This window comes from Caballeronia sp. TF1N1 (genome assembly GCF_022878925.1).
Classification (GTDB): Bacteria; Pseudomonadota; Gammaproteobacteria; order Burkholderiales; family Burkholderiaceae; genus Caballeronia.
Genome location: NZ_CP084626.1, coordinates 2,043,505 through 2,062,340, shown reverse-complemented (window position 1 = coordinate 2,062,340; position 18,836 = coordinate 2,043,505). Strand labels below are relative to the sequence as shown.

Below are 18,836 nucleotides of genomic sequence, written 5' to 3'. Positions count from 1 at the left end.
TATCGTGAGCCGTCGTCGAGTTGTTGTTACAGGCCTTGGGCTCGTTTCGCCTGTCGGCAATACCGTTGCCGACGGCTGGGCGAATCTGGTCGCGGGCAAGTCGGGCATCGCCAACATCACCAAGTTCGATGCCACGAACTTCTCCACGCGTTTCGCGGGCGAAGTGAAGGGGTTCAACATCGAAGACTACATGCCCGCCAAAGAAGCGCGCCACATGGATACCTTCATCCATTACGGCTTTGCGGCCGGCGTGCAGGCCATGCAGGACAGCGGCCTCGAAATCACCGAGGAAAACGCGGAGCGCGTGGGCGTGGTGGTGGGTTCGGGCATCGGCGGCTTGCCGATGATCGAAGTCACCCAAACCGAGCTGCTCAATCGCGGTCCGCGCCGTATTTCGCCGTTCTTCGTGCCGGCGTCGATCATCAACATGATCTCCGGTCATCTGTCCATCCGCTTCGGTCTCAAGGGTCCGAATCTGGCCATCGTCACGGCTTGCACGACCGGTTTGCACTGCATCGGCGAAGCATCGCGGTTGATCGAATACGGCGACGCGGACGTGATGATCGCGGGCGGCGCGGAAGCCACGGTTTCTCCGCTCGGTATCGGCGGCTTTGCGGCGGCGCGCGCGCTCTCGCAGCGTAACGACGACCCCGCCACGGCCAGCCGTCCGTGGGACACCGACCGCGACGGCTTCGTGCTTGGCGAAGGCGCGGGCGTGATGGTGCTCGAAGAGTACGAGCACGCGAAGGCGCGCGGCGCGAAGATCTATGCGGAAGTGCTCGGCTACGGCATGAGCGGCGACGCATATCACATGACCGCGCCGCCCGAAGACGGCGACGGCGGCCGTCGCGCCATGGTCAACGCGTTGAAGAACGCGAAGGTCAATGTCGACGAAGTGAACTACGTGAACGCGCACGGCACGTCCACGCCGCTCGGCGATATCGCGGAAACCACGGGCATCAAGCGCGCGCTCGGCGATCACGCGAGGAGCGTCGTCGTCAATTCCACCAAGTCGATGACCGGCCACTTGCTGGGCGGCGCGGGCGGGCTGGAGTCGGTCTTCACCGTGCTCGCGATCCATAACCAGATTTCGCCGCCGACCATCAACATCTTCAACCAGGACCCGCAGTGCGACCTGGACTACTGTGCGAACACCGCGCGGGAAATGAAGATCGACGTCGCGGTGAAAAATTCGTTCGGCTTCGGCGGAACGAACGGTTCGCTCGTCTTCAAGCGTCACTGAGCACGCGCGCTCGTTGGGACGGGAACGGAATGACGAGCGCGTTTGTCGATCGGCCGCAACGGGATGCCGGCACGCCGCCGCGCATCGCGCTGCGGCCGTCGCGTTTTCTGCAGGCCGCGCTGCTCGGGTTCATCGTCGTCGCCGGTTTCGCGGTGTTCCAGTGCGTACACGGGCACGCCGGCGCGTTCGATGCCTTCGCCGCCTCTGCGGTATGCGTCGCTACGCTCGGTTTTGCTGCGCGGCGCTGGGCGCGTCGGCAACCGGCGGCCATCGGTCTGCATGCGGAGGGCTTGACCGTCTGGGACCGTGCCGGGAACGCGCGCTACTGGCGCATCATCGGCTGCGCGCAGTGGAGCGGGCGCTTGCTCGCGCTCGACGTATCGACGGAAATAAAACGCCGCGAAGCACTGCTCATCGCCGCCGATTCCCTCGACGCCGATACTTTCCGCCAGCTTTCAGTCAGCGCCCGCCGCGCGGCCAGCTCTTGTCTGTAAAGACTGTAACGGTCGATGAGCATCCGGGATAACGCGAAGGCTGGGAGGCTACAATAGCCGTCCGCGCAACTCCCCAAAGTGAAACGGATTTCCCAGGTGAGCGAAAAAGAAATCGACCAATTGCTGGTCGAGCGTGTCCAAAAAGGTGACAAGGCCGCGTTCGAACTGCTGGTCGCCAAATACCACCGCAAGATCATTCGACTGATCTCGCGCCTCGTGCGCGACCCCGCCGAGGTCGAGGACGTCGCCCAGGACGCCTTCATCAAGGCTTATCGCGCGCTGCCGCAGTTTCGCGGCGAATCGGCCTTCTACACCTGGCTCTACCGGATTGCGGTCAACACGGCAAAGAATTACCTTGCCACTCAAGGACGCCGCGCTCCAACTTCTACCGAAGCCGATGCAGAAGAAGCGGAAACTTTCTCCGATGCAGACCAACTAAGGGATATCAACACGCCCGAGTCGATGTTGATGAGCAAGCAGATTGCCCAGACGGTCAATGCTGCGATGGCGCTGCTACCCGAGGAATTACGCACCGCCATCACGCTCCGGGAAATCGAGGGTTTAAGTTACGAAGAAATCGCCGAAATGATGGCATGCCCAATCGGCACCGTCAGATCAAGAATTTTCCGTGCTCGCGAAGCCATTGCGGCAAAATTGCGTCCGTTGTTGGACACTCCTGAAGGCAAGCGCTGGTAAGCAGCGCGTCGCCCCGGGGCAGGGACGCAATATCTGGGTTAGGTGGTGTCACTACGGGGTGGTGTCAGAGATGGGGAGCATCATGGGGTCGGTTCCGGTGCAATCGAATAACAGTTCGCGCGGTGAGCGCCTTTCCGCGTTTGTGGATGGCGAGTCGCTCGACGAACTCGGAAATATCAGCCAGTTTCTTGCTGAACTCAATAACCGTGACCGCGCGTCATGGTCGGACTATCACCTGATCGGCGACGCGCTGCGTTCCGACGATCTGGCAGAAAGCCCGGCGAAGAGCAGCGCGTTCATGACAGCGTTTGCAGCGCGTTTCGAGGCCGAGGCGCATGTGCTGGCGCCAGCTGCGGTGGCACAGACACAGAAGGCGCGTGGCGGCATGTTGCGCCGTCGTGTCGTGCCGGCTTTCGCCGTTGCCGCGGCGGCTGCCACGCTCACGTGGATCGTCGTGCCGCAGTTGCAGGGCGTCGACAGCCGTCTGGGCGCGCCAGTGGCAAGCACGCAGGGCGACTCGGTTCAGCGCGTCGCCATGGCGTCCGTGCCGGCGGTGAGCACGCGCGCGCCGTTGGTGGAGGCGAACATCATCCGCGACGCGAGCCTCGATCAATACCTCGAAGCGCATCAACAGTTCTCCCAGCAGCCGGCCATGCCCGGCTCCATGCCTTTGATTCGCGCGGCGGTGACGACGCAGGGCCAATAACCTGATGGCGAGTGTGCGGTTGAATAAAACTAGATATTGGGGGCGGCTGCCGGCGTTGATGCTTTGCGCAGCCGCGTTGTTCGCGGCGGCATCGAGCAGTTTCGCTCAGGGGGACGACCCCGCCGCGCAGCGCAAGACAGCCGCCACTCTGCTTAACCGCATTCACGAAGCGGCCCAGCAGCAGAATTACGAGGGTACTTTCGTTTATCAGCGCGGTGCGACGGTGCAGTCGTCGCGCATCACGCATGTCGCCACGCGCGGCGACGGCGAATACGAATCGCTCGAAAGTCTCGACGGCGCCCCGCGCCGCATGCTTCGTCACGACGACGACATGTACACGTTCGTCCCGGAGCGCCATCTGCTCGTGGTCGAACATCGGCAGAGCAAGGATTCTTTTCCCGCTTTGTTATCGACGAGCGGCGATCAGGTTCTGTCCGTCTACGAACCGAAGCTCTTGGGCACCGACCGCGTGGCGGGGCTCGAAAGCCAAGTGCTCGAACTCGATCCAAGAGATTCTTACCGGTTCGCGTACAAGCTTTGGGCGGATGCCAAGACTGGTTTGCTGTTGCGCGCCCAGACGCTCGATCCGGACGGCCAGGTGTTGGAACAGCTTTCATTCTCTCAGGTGCGTATAGGCGGGGCGATCGACAAGGCGTCGATTGCAAGCGGCATGCGCAGCACGGCGGGCTGGACCACGGTGCGGCCTCCCGTGCAGCCGGTGGATATCGAAGCGCAAGGCTGGCAACTCACGCCGAATATCGCGGGCTTTCGCAAGATTCGCGAGTTGCGCCGTCCGATGGCGTCGAGCCAGCCAGGCCAGCCGGCCATCCCGGTCGATCAGGCCGTGTTCTCCGACGGCCTCGCCGCCATCTCGGTTTTTATCGAACCGGTGGAGAAAAGCGCGCGCAAGGAAGGCGCCGGTAATAGCGGCGCGACTCATGTGCTCGTCAAGCGCCGCGGCGATTTCTGGATTACCTTGCTGGGTGAGGTGCCGCAATCCACGTTGCAGCAATTTGCTTCTGCCATAGAATACAAGCCTTCCAAGTAATCCCTCGGCCTTAGACATATGAGCAACTACTCGCTGCGCAAGTTCTTCGCGGCCGCGGCGCTCGCCGTGTGCCTGCCGTTCCTCTCGCAGACAGCAGCGGCAGTGCCAACGGTGAATCTGCCCGACTTCACCACGCTGGTCGACAAGGTGGGGCCTTCGGTCGTCAATATCCGCACGACGTCGCGTGTCGGGTCGAGCAGCGACCTGCGTGGTTTGCCGCCTGGCCTCGATGAAGGCGACATGTCCGAATTCTTCCGGCGCTTTTTCGGTATTCCGATGCCCGGTCAGCCCGGCTCGCCGCGCGGAAACGGCGGTGGCGGCGGTGGCGGTGGCCAGGGTGGCGGCGGCGGACAAGGCGGTGGCGGCAGCGGCGGCGATCAGGGCAAGGGCGGCAGCCGCACGCCCGACGACAGCCAGGACAACTCGGAACAAAGCAGTGGCGTAGGCTCGGGCTTCATCCTGTCCACGGACGGCTATGTGATGACCAATGCCCACGTCGTGGACGACGCGGACACCATCTACGTCACGCTCACCGACAAGCGCGAGTTCAAGGCGCGTCTCGTGGGCGTGGACGAGCGCACGGATGTGGCCGTCGTGAAGATCAGCGCGGCGAATCTGCCGGCGATCACCATCGGCGACTCGAACAAGGTGCGCGTGGGCGAATGGGTACTCGCTATCGGCTCGCCGTTCGGCCTCGACAACACGGTGACGGCGGGCATCGTCAGCGCGAAGGGCCGCGACACCGGCGACTATCTGCCGTTCATCCAGACCGATGTGGCGGTCAATCCGGGCAACTCGGGCGGTCCGCTCATCAACATGGCGGGCGAGGTGATCGGCATCAATTCGCAGATCTACAGCCGCACCGGCGGCTTCATGGGCATCTCGTTCGCCATTCCGATCGACGAAGCCATCCGCGTCGCGGACCAGTTGAAGACGACGGGCAAGGTCACGCGCGGACGTATCGCGGTGGCGATCGGCGAAGTGACGAAGGACGTCGCCGACTCGCTCGGTCTGCCGAAGGCGCAGGGTGCGCTCGTGTCGAGCGTGGAATCGGGCGGTCCCGCGGACAAGGCGGGCGTGCAGCCGGGCGACATCATTCTCAAGTTCAATGGCGTGAACGTGGAGACGGCCACCGATCTGCCGCGCATGGTGGGCGACACGAAGCCGGGCGCCAAGGCCACCATCACGGTTTGGCGCAAGGGTCAGTCGCGCGATCTGCCTATTACGATCGCCGAGATGCAGCCGGACAAGGTCGCGAAGACCGAGCAGAAGAAGCCGACGCAGCCGAAGGAACGCGCCAGCAATTCCCTGGGACTCGCGGTCAGCGACCTCACGGCTGATCAGAAGAAGTCGCTCAAGCTGACGAGCGGCGTGCAGGTCGATGCAGTGGAAGGTCCGGCCGCGCGCGCGGGCTTTCAGAAGGGCGACATCATCCTGCGCGTCGGCGATACCGATATCACGAGTTCCAAGCAGTTCGAGGCCGTGGCGCAGAATCTCGACGCCAGCAAGATGATCGCGGTGCTCGTGCGGCGCGGCGACAACACACAGTTCGTGCCGTTGCGCCCGCGCGTGCCGGCGCAAAAGTAATCGACATGAGCCAGTCACCGGGCGGGCCATTTATCCTGTATGGTCGCGCCTGGTGTCATCTCTGCGAGGACATGCGCGCCGAGCTCGAACCCATCGCAGAGCAGTTTGGCCGAGCAATTCTTTGGATCGATATCGACGAAGATCCGGCGCTCGAAGCGCGTTACGACGAGCGCGTGCCGGTGCTGATGCTGGCAGGCGTCGAACTATGCCAGTATCGGCTCGACGCAAACGCGGTCAGGGCGGCGCTCGATCAGGGCTAAAGGCGAAAAGCGCCGGCCCATCCCTATTTCGGCTAAAATGCTGAAGTTTTCCCCAAATTTTCAAGGCGTGCTCCGCGTTATTCGAGGGCGCGCCTTTTTCGCTTGATCGGCACTGAATGAATCATATTCGTAACTTTTCGATCATTGCGCACATCGATCACGGCAAGTCCACGCTCGCTGACCGCATCATCCAGTTGTGCGGCGGTCTGTCCGACCGGGAGATGGAAGCGCAGGTGCTCGATTCAATGGACCTGGAACGCGAGCGTGGCATCACCATCAAGGCGCAGACGGCCGCGCTGACCTACAAGGCGCGCGACGGTAAGGTCTACAACCTCAATCTGATCGATACCCCCGGACACGTCGACTTCTCCTATGAAGTCAGCCGCTCGCTTTCCGCATGCGAAGGCGCGCTCCTGGTCGTCGATGCCAGCCAGGGCGTCGAGGCGCAGACAGTCGCGAACTGCTACACCGCCATCGAGCTCGGCGTCGAAGTCGTGCCGGTGTTGAACAAGATCGACTTGCCGGCCGCCAACCCCGAGAACGCAATCACCGAGATCGAAGACGTGATCGGTATCGACGCGACGGACGCCGTGCATTGCAGCGCGAAGACCGGTCTGGGCGTGGAAGACGTGCTCGAATCGCTCATTCTCAAAGTGCCGCCGCCGAAGGGCGACACGGAAGCGCCGTTGCAGGCGCTCATCATCGACTCGTGGTTCGACAATTACGTCGGCGTGGTCATGCTGGTGCGTATCGTCAACGGCACGCTGCGTCCGCGAGACAAGATCAAGATGATGGCGACCGGCGCGCAGTATCCGGTCGAGCATCTCGGCGTGTTCGCGCCGAAGTCGACCAACCTCTCGCAGTTGTCGGCGGGGCAGGTGGGCTTCGTCATCGCGGGCATCAAGGAACTGACGGCGGCAAAAGTGGGCGATACCGTCACGCTCACGAACCGTCCCGCCGCCGAGCCGCTGCCGGGCTTCAAGGAAGTGAAGCCGCAGGTGTTCGCGGGTCTCTATCCGGTCGAAGCGAACCAGTACGACGCGCTGCGCGAATCGCTCGAAAAGCTGAAGCTGAACGACGCGTCGTTGCAGTACGAGCCGGAAGTCTCGCAAGCGCTGGGCTTTGGTTTTCGTTGCGGCTTTCTCGGCCTTCTGCACATGGAAATCGTGCAGGAGCGGCTCGAGCGCGAATTCGACATGGACCTTATCACCACCGCGCCCACGGTGATCTATCAGGTCCTGCAACGCGACGGCACCACCATCTCGGTCGAGAATCCGGCGAAGATGCCTGAGCCGCCGAAGATCGAGGAAGTGCGCGAGCCTATCGTCACCGTGAACCTCTATATGCCGCAGGAATATGTCGGCTCGGTCATCACGCTCTGTACGAACAAGCGCGGCCAGCAAACCAACATGCAGTATCACGGCCGGCAGGTGCAGCTCACCTATGAAATTCCCATGGCCGAAATCGTGCTCGACTTTTTCGACCGGCTGAAGTCCACTTCGCGCGGCTATGCGTCAATGGATTACGAGTTCAAGGAATATCGCGCGGCGGATGTCGTGAAGGTCGACATGCTCATCAACGGCGACAAGGTCGATGCGCTCTCGGTCATCGTGCATCGTTCGCAAAGCCAGCATCGCGGGCGCGAAGTGGCGTCGAAGATGCGCGAACTCATCCCGCGCCAGATGTACGACGTGGCAATTCAAGCGACCATCGGCTCGAACATCATCGCGCGCGAGAACATCAAGGCCTTGCGCAAGAACGTGCTCGCCAAGTGTTACGGCGGCGACATTTCACGTAAGAAGAAGCTGCTTGAAAAGCAGAAGGCGGGCAAGAAGCGCATGAAGCAGGTCGGCTCGGTCGAGATCCCGCAGGAGGCTTTCCTCGCAATCCTGCGTGTGGACGACTAAGTCCCGCCTGGTGCGCCTGAACGCCAATAACAAGAACTGAAGATAACAACCGGAAGCGATTGAATGAATTTCGCACTGATTCTCCTGATTCTCGTCGTGTTGACGGGCATTGCATGGGTGCTGGACAAGCTGGTGTTCCAGCCGCAGCGCCGCCGTTCGGCGGATGCCGCGGTCGCCGAGTTCGACCGTCAACAGGAACGCGTGGGCGAGCGTTTCGCCGATGAAAATGCCGCGCAGACGCGCGCCCGTCTGCATGACGACAAGCTGCGTCAGCCGTGGTGGCTCGAATACACGGCGAGCTTTTTCCCCGTGATCCTCGCGGTGTTCGTGGTGCGCTCGTTCGTCGTCGAGCCGTTCAAGATTCCGTCGGGCTCCATGGTGCCAACCTTGCTCGTCGGCGACTTCATCCTCGTGAACAAGTACGAATACGGCCTGCGTCTGCCGATCAGCAATACCAAGCTGACCAGCGGCAAGCCGCTGTCGCGCGGCGATGTGGTCGTGTTCCGCTATCCGAAGGACGAGTCGGTCGACTACATCAAGCGCGTGATCGGCCTGCCGGGCGACACCATCGCGTATGAAGACAAGAAGCTCACGATCAACGGCAAACCGGTGCCCGAAACGCCGCTGCCCGATTACTTCGACGAAGAGCGGGTTGGTTACGCGAAGCAGTTCGTCGAAGACCTCGACGGCCGCAAGAACGCCATCCTGAACAATCCGCAAGTGCCGCCGTTCGTCATGGGCGCAGACGATTACCCGTTTCGCGACAACTGCAACTACAACGCGCAAGGCGTGACGTGCAAGGTGCCGCCGGGCCATTACTTCATGATGGGCGACAACCGCGACAACAGTGCCGACAGCCGCTACTGGGGCTTCGTGCCGGACGCGAATATCGTCGGTCGCGCGTTTTTCATCTGGATGAACTTCAGCAATCTGAAGCGTATCGGTTCGTTCGATTGATCGGGCGCGAGTTCGCGCGTAACGCGCCCCGACAATGCTTCGAAACGGCGTGAAGAAGCGCGGCTAACACCGTCTCGCCACGTGTTTTCCTGGCCCGCCGGGCGGAATCGACCGTCCGCGCGGGCGCGTTATACTCTGTCCATGCCCTCTTCTCCGTTGGAAAGCCGGTTGCGGTACGAATTTCGCAATGCGGAATTGCTGCGCCAGGCGATGACACACCGTAGTCACAGCGCCACGCACAATGAACGGCTCGAATTTCTCGGCGATTCCGTTCTAAATTGCGTGGTGGCCGCGCTTTTGTTCCAGCGATTCGGCAAGCTCGACGAAGGCGATCTTTCGCGCGTGCGAGCGAATCTCGTCAAACAGCAGTCGTTGTATGAAATCGCGCAGGCGCTGAACGTGTCCGAATGTCTTCGTCTCGGCGAAGGCGAACTGCGCAGCGGCGGTTTTCGCCGGCCGTCGATTCTCGCGGATACGCTCGAAGCCATCTTCGGGGCGATCTTCCTCGACGGCGGTTTCGACGCCGCGTACACCGTCATCAAGCGGCTTTATACGGCGGTGCTGGATCACATCGATCCGCGCACCATCGGCAAAGACGCAAAAACGCTGCTGCAGGAATATCTTCAGGGCCACAAGATCGCGCTGCCGACTTACACCGTCGTCGCCACGCACGGCGCGGCCCACAATCAGCAATTCGAAGTGGAATGCTCGGTGCCGAAACTGGACGTGAAAGTGTCCGGTTCGGGCGCGAGCCGTCGTGCGGCGGAGCAGGCTGCGGCGAAGAAAGCGCTCGACGACGTCATGGCCGCCGCTCCGACGCTCGCCGTCAAGCCCAAACGCAAGGGCGCGCGGGCCGCGAAGCTGGCGGAAGCCGAAGTCGTTCCGGGCGTGACAGGCGTGCAGGCTGCGCTCGATCTGCGCTCGCCGGACCGGCGCGAGCGGGATCGCGACCGAGTACATCACGGCTCGCATGCACAGGGTGAAGACAAGCCGTCCACCGCGCCACTCGCCGTGATTCGCGCAACGCATGTCGAGCCATCGGCGGCGTCGTTCGCGGCGTCGGACAAGCCGGAGCGCGTGGTGATCCATCGGCCGGAACGTTCGAGCAAGAGCGAAGCGCCGCCGGTTGCCGAGGGCAGTCATGCGGTCACGAGCGAGGCAGATTCGCCCGCGGACAAAAGCAGCAACGAAAGCCGTAGCAGCGCGAGCCCGGAAGCGCCCGCGCCCCGCGTCGTGCGCGCCGCCGACGCCGGTCACTAAAGCGCATCACCAGGCGCCACGCGCATCTGCGCATAACGAACACATCTTATGAACGCTCCCACATCTTCCGGTTTCCGCTGCGGCATGGTCGCGATCGTCGGCCGCCCCAACGTCGGCAAATCCACGCTGATGAACGCGCTCGTCGGCCAGAAGGTGAGCATCACCTCGCGCAAGGCGCAGACGACGCGGCACCGAATCACCGGCATTCACACGCTCGACGACGCGCAGTATATTTTCGTCGATACCCCCGGCTTCCAGACGCGCCATAGCGGCGCGCTCAACCGCTCGCTGAATCGCGCGGTGACGTCCACGCTTTCCTCGGTCGATGCCATTCTCTTCGTGATCGAGGCAGGCCGCTTCGGTCCGGACGACCAGCGCGTGCTCGACCTGATCCCGACCGGCACGCCCACCATTCTGATTGCGAACAAGCTCGACCGCGTGGGCGACAAGGCCTCGTTGTTCCCGTTCATGCAGCAGATGTCCGCGTTGCGCGACTTCCGCGAGATCGTGCCGTTGTCGGCGAAGAATACCGACGACATCACGCGACTCATGGCGGTCATCAAGCCGTATCTGCCTGAAGGCGAGCCTATCTACGGCGAAGACGATCTGACGGATCGCAGCGAGCGCTTTCTTGCGGCCGAAATTCTGCGCGAGAAAGTGTTCCGCTGGACCGGCGACGAGTTGCCCTACACGAGCACGGTGCTGATCGACAAGTTCGAGACGGAAGGGCGCCTGCGCCGTATCTTCGCGACCATTCTCGTCGATCGCGACGGCCACAAGGCAATGATCATCGGCCAGAAGGGCGCGAAGCTCAAAACGATCAGCACCGAGGCGCGGCTCGACATGGAAAAGCTCTTCGACGGTCCCGTGTATCTGGAAACCTTCGTCAAGGTCAAGAGCGGCTGGGCCGACAACGAAGCGGGCCTGCGCGCTTACGGCTACGAATGACCTTTTGCGAATGATCCATGGACGACGGCACGAACGACGCCCGGATATCCGCGCCCGCTGATGATCCCGCCAGGGACGAGTTCGAGGCGAGCGAGCGTCCCGCGCGCGCGAGCCAATCCGAAGCAAGCAGCCGTCCGGCACGCGAGGATGATTTCGACGCAACCGAACGCCCGACGCGCGCCGCGCCCAAACGCAAACGCGCGCCCGCTTCTTCTTCGTCTAACTCCTCGCAAGACAAGCCGTCGCCGCGTCCGCGTTCCGACTTTCGCGTCAGTGAGCAGCCGGGCTTCGTGCTGCATAGCTATCCGTATCGCGAGACCAGTCTCATCATCGATGTCTTCTCGCGCGATCATGGCCGTATCGCGCTGGTCGCGAAGGGCGCAAAGCGTCCGCATTCCGCGCTGCGCGGTGTGCTGCAAACCTTCCAACCACTTGGTCTTTCATGGACGGGCAAAGGCGAAGTCCGCACGCTGACCACGGCAGAATGGGTCGGCGGCATGCTGCCCCTGACCGGCGACGCGCTTCTCTGCGGCTTCTACGTCAACGAGCTGCTGGTCAAATTTTGCGCGCGTGAAGACGCGCATCCGGCGCTTTTCAATCATTACGTGCTCACGCTTTCGCGCCTCGCGCACGACGAACCCGCCGTGCAGGTGCTGCGTTCCTTCGAGCGCGTCTTGCTCAAGGAAACCGGCTACGCCATGGCGCTCACGCGCACCGTGACGCGTCAGAGCGTCGTGCCCGAAGGCCGCTATATGTTCGATCCCGAGCGTGGCGTACGCGAAGCCTCCGACGACTTGCCCGCGCAATGGCCGGTCATCTTCGGTCAGACACTCATCGACATGGAGCGCGACGATTACACCAGCGCGCAAACCGCCGCGCAAAGCAAGACGCTGATGCGCTTTTTGCTCAACGTCTATCTGGGCGGCACGCCGCTCGCCACTCGTCAGATCCTGTTAGACCTGCAAAATCTATGAGCTTCTTTCTCTCATCGCCTGCCAGTGTGATCGACCTCGGCGTGAACATCGATCACGTGGCCACGCTGCGCCAGGCGCGCGGCACGACCTATCCCGATCCTATCCGCGCCGCGCTCGCCGCCGAAGAAGCGGGCGCGGACGGCATTACGCTGCATCTGCGCGAAGATCGCCGTCATATCGTCGATGCCGACGTGCGCACGCTTCGACCGCTGCTCGGAACGCGCATGAATCTCGAATGCGCCGTGACGCGCGAGATGCTCGACATCGCGTGCGAGATCAAGCCGCAAGACGTCTGCCTCGTGCCCGAAAAGCGCTCGGAACTGACGACCGAAGGCGGTCTCGATGTCGCCGGCCAGTTCGAAGCCGTGAAGGCCGCGTGCAGGCAGTTGGCCGATGCGGGCATCCGCGTATCGCTATTCATCGATCCTGACGAGACACAGATTCGCGCGGCCAAGGAAGCGCTCGCGCCAGTCATCGAACTGCATACGGGCAGCTATGCCGAAGCGCACGATGAAGCCGCACAGCGCCGCGAATTCGAGCGCGTCGCGACGAGCGTCGATTTCGGCAACTCGCTCGGGCTCAAGGTGAACGCGGGCCACGGTCTGCATTACACCAACGTCCAGCCAATCGCCGCGCTCGATGGCATCGTCGAATTGAACATTGGCCACGCGATCGTCGCGCACGCGATCTTCGCGGGCTGGGACAACGCGGTGCGCGAGATGAAAGCGATCATGGTCGCATCGCGCCTCGCCGCGCAGACGAAGCGCTGAGCACATCATGGCGATCTACGGAATCGGCACGGACATCGTGCAGGTGAGCCGCGTGGCGGCGGTGATGGAGCGCACCAAGGGGCGCTTCGCCGAAAAAGTGCTCGGGCCGGACGAGTTGCGCATCTATCATGCGCGGCGCGCGCGGTCCGAAGTGCGCGGCCTCGCGTTTCTCGCGACGCGCTTTTCCGCCAAGGAAGCGTTCTCGAAGGCGATCGGCCTCGGCATGCGCTGGCCGATGACCTGGCGCGCGCTTCAGACGCTCAACGAGGCGAGCGGCAAACCGGTCGTCAAGGCATCGGGCGAACTGGCCACATGGCTTGCCGAGCGCAATATCACGGCGCAGGTGACGATCAGCGACGAGCGCGATTACGCGGTGTCGTTCGTCATCGCCGAAACGCCGGATGCGTGATAGCGCGGCGACATGCGCGCTTCAGGGCAGGGCATCACTCCAACAACGACGGTAACGATCCAATTGAATTCGATGAAACGCACTCCCGGCCCAGTCATGCTCGATGTCGAGGGCACGACGCTCAACGACGCGGATATCGAGCGCATCTCGAATCCGATGACGGGCGGCATCATTCTCTTTGCGCGGCACTTCAAGGATCGCGCGCAACTCGTCGCATTGACCGATGCGATTCGCGCGGTACGCGAAGACATTCTTATCGCAGTCGATCACGAAGGCGGACGCGTGCAGCGCTTTCGCACCGATGGCTTCACGGTGCTGCCCGCGCCTGGCAAGCTCGGCGCGCTGTGGGACAAGGACGTGCTCGCGGCCACCAAGGTGGCGACGGCGTTCGGTTACGTGCTCGCTTCGGAATTGCGCGCGTGCGGCATCGACATGAGTTTTACGCCGGTGCTCGACCTGAACTACGGTCAGTCGCAGGTCATTGGCGATCGTGCGTTGCATGGCGATCCGCGTGTAGTGACGCTGCTTGCCAAGAGCCTGAATCATGGGCTTGCGCTTGCCGGCATGGCCAATTGCGGGAAGCACTTTCCTGGACACGGGTTCGCCTCGGCGGATTCTCACGTCGCGTTGCCCACGGACGATCGCTCGCTCGAAGAGATCCTCGCCGCCGATATCCGTCCTTACGACTGGCTCGGCTTGTCGCTGGCGTCTGTCATTCCGGCGCACGTGATCTACACGCAAGTCGACGACAAACCCGCGGGCTTCTCGCGTATCTGGCTGCAGGACATTTTGCGCGGCAAGCTGGGCTTCAATGGCGCGATCTTCAGCGACGATCTTTCGATGGAAGCCGCGCGCGCCGGCGGCACGCTCACCGAAGCGGCGAGCGCCGCGCTCACCGCGGGCTGCGACATGGTGCTTATCTGCAATCAGCCAAAAGAGGCGGGCAAGGTGCTGAACCAGTTGCGCTATACGCCTACGAAAGCATCCGAGCAGCGTCTCAAGCAGATGCGTCCGCGTGGCAAGGCGCCGCGCTGGAGCAAGTTGCAGGGGCAGGCGGAATATCGGGCGGCACGGGAGCTGGTGAAGAGCGCGTTGGGTTGAGGCGATCGGCGAAAGCAAGTCAACGTCCGCCACGGCGGAGCGCCAAGCAAAAGGCCACGGCAGACAAACCGTGGCCTTTTGCTTGTGTGATTGGAGCGCGCCGAGCGTTGCCCGGCGGCGCCGACCATTAGGACGATTCCAGCTTCATTCTTTGCAACTTGTTGTAAAGCGTCTTCGGGCTGATGCCAAGCAGCGTCGCAGCCCGATGCCGCGTGCCACCAACCGCTTCGAGCGTCGCGCGAATCAGCATGTCTTCGACATCGGCGAGCGCGGTCCCAACCGTGACCTGCACGCTGCTGCCGTTCAGACCGCGACCGCTGCCGCCTTGTTCATCGGCGCGCAAGGTTTCGATCGTTTCGCCCGACGCGTGATATGCCCGGCGCACGCGTTCGCGCAACTCGCGCACGTTGCCCGGCCATTCGTTCGCGATACATTCCCGCAGGAACGCAGGGCTGATGCGTTTAGGCGACCCGCTCGTGATGCCCGCGATATGGTTCTCGCGATTCAGCTCGTCGACGAATTGCTCGGCGACCAGCGCGATGTCGTCGTCGCGTTCGCGCAGCGGCGGCAGATTGATCGACGAACCCGCAAGACGCTGGAACAGATCTTCGCGCAACGCGCCGTTCGCAACGGCATCGCGGATCGGCGTGCGCGACGCCGCGATCAAGCGGAAGTCCGTCATGATGCGGTTGCTGCCGCCCACGCGCATGAAGGTCTGCGAGTCGAGCGCGCGTAACAGCGCTTCTTGTTGGGCGGCGGGAAGCGAATCGATCTGATCGAGGAACAGCGTGCCGCCGCCCGATTGCTCGAGCAGCCCCGGCTCGCGATTCTCCGCGCCCGCGAACGCGTTGCGCTCGTGGCCGAACAGCACGCTTTCCATCGAACGATGCGCGCCATCGCGCGCCGCCGAGCAATCGAACGTGACGAACGGCCCCTTGCGACGGCGGCTCAGTTCGTGAATCGTGCGCGCCGCGATCTTCTTGCCCGTGCCCGCTTCGCCGCAAATCAGCACGGCGGCTTCGGTTGGCGCGGTATGTTCGATGAGATCGTAGACATGCTGCATGGCCGCGCTGCGCCCGAGCATCTCGCCGAAGTGGCCGAGTTCGCGTAGTGTCGAACGCAGGGCCTGCACTTCCTCGGTCAGCTCGTATGGACGCGGAATGCGCGCGAGTAGGCTGCGCAAGCGTGGAATGTTGACCGGCTTGAGCAGATAGTCCCAGATGCCGTGCCGCAGGCCTTCGATCGCGCTTTCGACGGTTGCGTTGCCGGTCATCACGATCACGGGCAGCGCGCCGTCGGGCGCATGAGAAGGCAGGCTCGGCAGCAGGTCGAGACCGCTTCCGTCCGGCAGATTCAAGTCGATGAGCACGACATCGGGAATGGAACGCGACAAGGCAGCGCGCGCTTCTGCAAGCGTCGTCGCGGTGTCGACGGTGAAGTCGTCGGCCGTCAGGATCGCGGACAGGCCGGACAAGCTATTGGGATCGTCTTCGACAATCAGTGCGTGTGGCATGGCGGACACAACGTATTAAATGGACTGTGATTCGCCGTCGCCGCAAGCATGGCCTTCGAAGCGATGCGAGGGCTCCGGCACGTCATGGGCGGGATATGCGCGCCCTTTTTCGGCGTGCTGCGTACAGGTCCCGCTGCGTTTGTTCGTCCTGCGCTTTCTTCTTGGTTCTCGTTAGTGCGACTGTTGCGGCTATTGCGACTGTTGCGTCTTGACGCGCAGATCGTTATTGACGGATTGCACGCCCGACACGCTGCGGGTGATCGAGATTGCCTTCTGGATCTGATCCTCCGAATTGACATACCCGGACAACAGCACGACGCCGCGATACGTCGCCACGCTTACCACGAGCGATCTGAACCCCGGCTCCGCGATCAATGCGGCCTTCACGCGAGCCGTCACCGAAGCGTCGGATGCATAGTCGCCTGCCGCTTCGCGCGACGGTGTCGACTGGCAACCCGCCGTGAGTGCGAAAACGGGCAGCGCGAGCATCGCGGCGAGCAGCAGATGACTGCCGATGATGGGCTTTCTACGCATGTCGTTATTGTTAAGTCCGTATTAAGCGGACGGAGCAGAATGCGTGCCACCGCGTAAGTTTTGGACTAGATCCTTACGAATCAAGCGCGGATGAGCCTCTGCGGCCGGTCGCTAATCGCTTAATTAGGTCGCGACCGGTAAAGTTTGCCTGAATTTGTCAAAAACTTCATGCAAAAGAAAAAAGCGCCCGCGAAGGGGCGCTTTCTTGTGCGGTGTAAAACGACGCTTAAAACGTCATTGCCGCGAGCAGTTCCGGGCGTGGCTTACGCGCGGCTGCGATATTCGTTGGTGCGGGTGTCGATTTCGATCTTGTCGCCGATGTTGCAGAAGAGCGGCACTTGCAGTTCGAATCCGGTGTTGAGCTTGGCGGTCTTGAGCACCTTGCCCGACGACGTGTCGCCCTTGACGGCCGGTTCCGTGTAGATGATTTCACGAACCAGCGTGGTCGGCAGTTCAACCGAGATGGCCTTCTCGTTGTAGAACACGACTTCGCAAGTCATGCCGTCTTCGAGGTAGTTGAGCGCGTCGCCCATCATTTCGGCTTCGACTTCGAACTGGTTGTAGTCGGCGTCCATGAAAACGTACATGGGATCAGCGAAGTACGAGTACGTCACTTCCTTGCGATCCAGCACGACGACGTCGAACTTGTCGTCCGCCTTGTAGACGGTTTCCATGCCTGCGGCCGTCAGCAGGTTCTTGAACTTCATCTTGACGACCGCGGAGTTACGGCCCGATTTGTTGTACTCGGCGCGTTGAACGACCATGGCATCGCTGCCGATCATGACGACGTTGCCGACGCGGAGTTCTTGTGCGGTCTTCATAAAAACTAGTCCTGTACGAATGTTTGGCTTGAATTGCTGCGGAATGAATAAATCGGCAGCGGTGTCTTTGTGTTGCGTCGCGTGTTCGACCGTAAGGTCCGAACGCGGGCCACCGCGCGAGAATTCTGTGCTACGAGGTTCCGGCTTTTTTTCTGATCGGCGTTCAGGGCTTCGGTTTCCGAACCCAAGCGTAAGGCGTAGGGTGCGAAATCTTTTGGCTGAACAATGCCGTCCCTCGGATAACCGCTTATTTTAACTGAGTTTTTGCCGATTTGGCCACTGGATTGGAGGCAGCGCGACGCCTTCGGTAGATGTTATTTCGCCATCCGCTCAGTGGCGTGCGCGACGAGATTGCTGGCGAGATCGCCGACTTGAGCGAGTTCTGCCGCCCATTGCCGCGCGCGCGCCTCGAATTCGCGCCGATGCGCCCAGAAGTCCGCCCAGTCCACCGTGCCAACGCCGTTCCAGGCATGCCAGAAGCGATGCGCCGCGCCGCGCGCGTCGGCGCAAAGCTGCTGCGTGTAATGGTCGAGCGCCGCGTCGAGTTTGGGCAGATGGGCGTCGTCGGATTGCGGATAGATGTGCCATACGAAAGGCTTTTGGGCCCATTGCGCGCGCACGAACGAGTCTTCGCCGCGCACGAAGTTGATGTCGGCGGCCCATAAAAGCTCGTCGAAGCGCGGTTGTTCGACGAAGCCGAGCGCGTGTGCTTCGAGCGCGCCCGCCCGCGCCGATGCGCCCGCCGCAAAGCCCGTCAGTCCAAAAAAACGCGCAAGCGCGCCGGAGATGCGGCCCTCGGGCACGAGCAAGGTGACGGGCGCGTCGCCGTCGCGCCATTGAGCGAGGAGGGTATCGACGGCGGGATTTTCGTAGGCGAAGAGCGAGACGACCGTCCGATCGGGCGCGGGCTTTTCGATGCCCACGCGCTCGCGCCACCAGGCGGACGCGTCGAAACGCTGGCGCGCTTGGTCCAGATCGCGTTCCTTGATGACGCCGCCGGTTCCCGCGCCGAGTCCGGGAAAGAAGAAGCTCTTGTCGAGCGGATAGCGCGGATGAGGCGACGGCCGCATATGAAAGTCCGCGACCCAGTCTTCGCCGCTCAGGTATTCGAGGTTGATCCACACGGGTTTGCGCGCGCGACGCGCCATCGCGGCGATATACGCGTGCGGGATTTCGCAGGCGAACGCTTCGATCACGACATCGGCGATCTGAAGCGTATCGCCCGCGTGCGCCGGATCGCGCCAGTGTTCGACGACGACGCCCGCCGCTTCCTGCCGCGCGAGCGCGACATCGATTTCCGGGCACAGTGCGTGGAAAACCTTGAGATCATCGACCAGCAGCCGCACGCGCCAGCCGTGCTCGCGGCGCAACTGGCGCGCGAGCCGCCAGCACACGCCGACGTCGCCGAAATTGTCGACGACCGCGCAGAAGATGTCGCAAGCGAGCTGGCTGTGGGGCTCGTGGCCGGCTTGTTGCCGATGATGTGTCGTTGACATGGGCGTCGAAGGCGGCCGGCGGGACGGCGGCGTAATGTTCTAAACTGGCGATTCTAAGATACCGGTCGCGCCCGGACGTAAAGCGTCCTCGCGCCGTGCCGATGCCTCCTCG

The 18,836-nt window shown here is 62.4% G+C and carries 19 protein-coding genes; 15 read left to right on the top strand and 4 right to left on the bottom strand.

Annotated elements, in window-relative coordinates:
• Positions 1-4 precede the first annotated feature (4 nt).
• The 15 genes from fabF (at position 5) to nagZ (ending at position 14,360) form a co-directional block, all read left to right on the top strand.
• A complete protein-coding gene (gene fabF / locus LDZ28_RS09560; RefSeq protein ID WP_244825812.1) occupies positions 5-1,243 on the top strand; it encodes a beta-ketoacyl-ACP synthase II in 1,239 nt (412 codons plus the stop codon).
• A gap of 29 nt (positions 1,244-1,272) precedes the next feature.
• On the top strand, positions 1,273-1,737 hold the full coding sequence (locus LDZ28_RS09555; protein WP_244825811.1) for a protein YgfX: 465 nt from the start codon (positions 1,273-1,275) through the stop codon (positions 1,735-1,737).
• A 96-nt stretch (positions 1,738-1,833) separates the two neighbouring features.
• Positions 1,834-2,433: an RNA polymerase sigma factor RpoE gene (rpoE, locus tag LDZ28_RS09550; RefSeq protein ID WP_244825810.1), complete on the top strand. Its 600-nt coding sequence runs from the start codon at positions 1,834-1,836 to the stop codon at positions 2,431-2,433.
• An 82-nt stretch (positions 2,434-2,515) separates the two neighbouring features.
• Positions 2,516-3,139, top strand: a complete 624-nt coding sequence (locus tag LDZ28_RS09545; protein ID WP_244825809.1) for a sigma-E factor negative regulatory protein — start codon at positions 2,516-2,518, stop codon at positions 3,137-3,139.
• 4 nt (positions 3,140-3,143) lie between these two features.
• Positions 3,144-4,187 carry a MucB/RseB C-terminal domain-containing protein gene (locus tag LDZ28_RS09540; protein WP_244825808.1) on the top strand — a complete coding sequence of 348 codons (1,044 nt, stop codon included), beginning with the start codon at positions 3,144-3,146 and terminating at the stop codon, positions 4,185-4,187.
• An 18-nt stretch (positions 4,188-4,205) separates the two neighbouring features.
• Positions 4,206-5,774 carry a DegQ family serine endoprotease gene (locus LDZ28_RS09535; protein ID WP_244825807.1) on the top strand — a complete coding sequence of 523 codons (1,569 nt, stop codon included), beginning with the start codon at positions 4,206-4,208 and terminating at the stop codon, positions 5,772-5,774.
• Positions 5,775-5,779: 5 nt separating this feature from the next.
• Positions 5,780-6,034, top strand: coding sequence for a glutaredoxin family protein (locus tag LDZ28_RS09530; protein ID WP_244825806.1), 255 nt, complete (start codon positions 5,780-5,782; stop codon positions 6,032-6,034).
• Between the two features lie 116 nt (positions 6,035-6,150).
• On the top strand, positions 6,151-7,941 hold the full coding sequence (gene lepA / locus LDZ28_RS09525; RefSeq protein WP_244825804.1) for a translation elongation factor 4: 1,791 nt from the start codon (positions 6,151-6,153) through the stop codon (positions 7,939-7,941).
• Between the two features lie 63 nt (positions 7,942-8,004).
• On the top strand, positions 8,005-8,898 hold the full coding sequence (gene lepB, locus LDZ28_RS09520; protein WP_244825803.1) for a signal peptidase I: 894 nt from the start codon (positions 8,005-8,007) through the stop codon (positions 8,896-8,898).
• A gap of 141 nt (positions 8,899-9,039) precedes the next feature.
• On the top strand, positions 9,040-10,158 hold the full coding sequence (gene rnc / locus LDZ28_RS09515; protein WP_244825802.1) for a ribonuclease III: 1,119 nt from the start codon (positions 9,040-9,042) through the stop codon (positions 10,156-10,158).
• 48 nt (positions 10,159-10,206) lie between these two features.
• Positions 10,207-11,106, top strand: coding sequence for a GTPase Era (gene era / locus LDZ28_RS09510; RefSeq protein WP_244825801.1), 900 nt, complete (start codon positions 10,207-10,209; stop codon positions 11,104-11,106).
• Positions 11,107-11,123: 17 nt separating this feature from the next.
• Complete coding sequence (gene recO / locus LDZ28_RS09505; protein WP_244825799.1) at positions 11,124-12,080, top strand: DNA repair protein RecO; 957 nt, start codon at positions 11,124-11,126, stop codon at positions 12,078-12,080.
• Positions 12,077-12,850, top strand: coding sequence for a pyridoxine 5'-phosphate synthase (pdxJ, locus tag LDZ28_RS09500; RefSeq protein WP_244825796.1), 774 nt, complete (start codon positions 12,077-12,079; stop codon positions 12,848-12,850). Before recO ends, pdxJ begins: the two co-directional genes overlap by 4 nt.
• 7 nt (positions 12,851-12,857) lie before the next feature.
• The gene (gene acpS, locus LDZ28_RS09495; protein ID WP_244825794.1) at positions 12,858-13,259 is read left to right on the top strand and encodes a holo-ACP synthase; all 402 of its coding nucleotides are present in this window, start codon (positions 12,858-12,860) and stop codon (positions 13,257-13,259) included.
• Between the two features lie 72 nt (positions 13,260-13,331).
• Entirely contained in the window at positions 13,332-14,360 is a 1,029-nt protein-coding gene (nagZ, locus tag LDZ28_RS09490; protein WP_244825792.1) for a beta-N-acetylhexosaminidase, read from the top strand.
• A gap of 127 nt (positions 14,361-14,487) precedes the next feature.
• Here the strand turns inward: nagZ and LDZ28_RS09485 are convergent, their stop codons facing one another.
• The 4 genes from LDZ28_RS09485 to earP form a co-directional block, all read right to left on the bottom strand.
• The gene (locus tag LDZ28_RS09485; RefSeq protein WP_244825790.1) at positions 14,488-15,873 is read right to left on the bottom strand and encodes a sigma-54 dependent transcriptional regulator; all 1,386 of its coding nucleotides are present in this window, start codon (positions 15,871-15,873) and stop codon (positions 14,488-14,490) included.
• Between the two features lie 189 nt (positions 15,874-16,062).
• Positions 16,063-16,407 (bottom strand): BON domain-containing protein, encoded by a 345-nt coding sequence (locus tag LDZ28_RS09480; protein ID WP_244825788.1) that lies wholly within the window; start codon positions 16,405-16,407, stop codon positions 16,063-16,065.
• Between the two features lie 263 nt (positions 16,408-16,670).
• Positions 16,671-17,228: an elongation factor P gene (gene efp / locus LDZ28_RS09475; protein WP_086966248.1), complete on the bottom strand. Its 558-nt coding sequence runs from the start codon at positions 17,226-17,228 to the stop codon at positions 16,671-16,673.
• Between the two features lie 314 nt (positions 17,229-17,542).
• On the bottom strand, positions 17,543-18,724 hold the full coding sequence (gene earP, locus LDZ28_RS09470) for an elongation factor P maturation arginine rhamnosyltransferase EarP (protein ID WP_244825786.1): 1,182 nt from the start codon (positions 18,722-18,724) through the stop codon (positions 17,543-17,545).
• Positions 18,725-18,836 lie beyond the last annotated feature (112 nt).

Excerpts from the sequence above, each read along its gene's own strand:
- LDZ28_RS09555 (WP_244825811.1), top strand. The coding sequence starts at position 1,273 with ATGACGAGCGCGTTTGTCGATCGGCCGCAACGGGATGCCGGCACGCCG.
- LDZ28_RS09545 (WP_244825809.1), top strand. The coding sequence starts at position 2,516 with ATGGGGTCGGTTCCGGTGCAATCGAATAACAGTTCGCGCGGTGAGCGC.
- LDZ28_RS09540 (WP_244825808.1), top strand. The coding sequence starts at position 3,144 with ATGGCGAGTGTGCGGTTGAATAAAACTAGATATTGGGGGCGGCTGCCG.
- LDZ28_RS09535 (WP_244825807.1), top strand. The coding sequence starts at position 4,206 with ATGAGCAACTACTCGCTGCGCAAGTTCTTCGCGGCCGCGGCGCTCGCC.
- LDZ28_RS09530 (WP_244825806.1), top strand. The coding sequence starts at position 5,780 with ATGAGCCAGTCACCGGGCGGGCCATTTATCCTGTATGGTCGCGCCTGG.
- lepA (WP_244825804.1), top strand. The coding sequence starts at position 6,151 with ATGAATCATATTCGTAACTTTTCGATCATTGCGCACATCGATCACGGC.
- lepB (WP_244825803.1), top strand. The coding sequence starts at position 8,005 with ATGAATTTCGCACTGATTCTCCTGATTCTCGTCGTGTTGACGGGCATT.
- rnc (WP_244825802.1), top strand. The coding sequence starts at position 9,040 with ATGCCCTCTTCTCCGTTGGAAAGCCGGTTGCGGTACGAATTTCGCAAT.
- era (WP_244825801.1), top strand. The coding sequence starts at position 10,207 with ATGAACGCTCCCACATCTTCCGGTTTCCGCTGCGGCATGGTCGCGATC.
- recO (WP_244825799.1), top strand. The coding sequence starts at position 11,124 with ATGGACGACGGCACGAACGACGCCCGGATATCCGCGCCCGCTGATGAT.
- pdxJ (WP_244825796.1), top strand. The coding sequence starts at position 12,077 with ATGAGCTTCTTTCTCTCATCGCCTGCCAGTGTGATCGACCTCGGCGTG.
- acpS (WP_244825794.1), top strand. The coding sequence starts at position 12,858 with ATGGCGATCTACGGAATCGGCACGGACATCGTGCAGGTGAGCCGCGTG.
- nagZ (WP_244825792.1), top strand. The coding sequence starts at position 13,332 with ATGAAACGCACTCCCGGCCCAGTCATGCTCGATGTCGAGGGCACGACG.
- LDZ28_RS09485 (WP_244825790.1), bottom strand. The coding sequence starts at position 15,873 with ATGCCACACGCACTGATTGTCGAAGACGATCCCAATAGCTTGTCCGGC.
- LDZ28_RS09480 (WP_244825788.1), bottom strand. The coding sequence starts at position 16,407 with ATGCGTAGAAAGCCCATCATCGGCAGTCATCTGCTGCTCGCCGCGATG.
- efp (WP_086966248.1), bottom strand. The coding sequence starts at position 17,228 with ATGAAGACCGCACAAGAACTCCGCGTCGGCAACGTCGTCATGATCGGC.
- earP (WP_244825786.1), bottom strand. The coding sequence starts at position 18,724 with ATGTCAACGACACATCATCGGCAACAAGCCGGCCACGAGCCCCACAGC.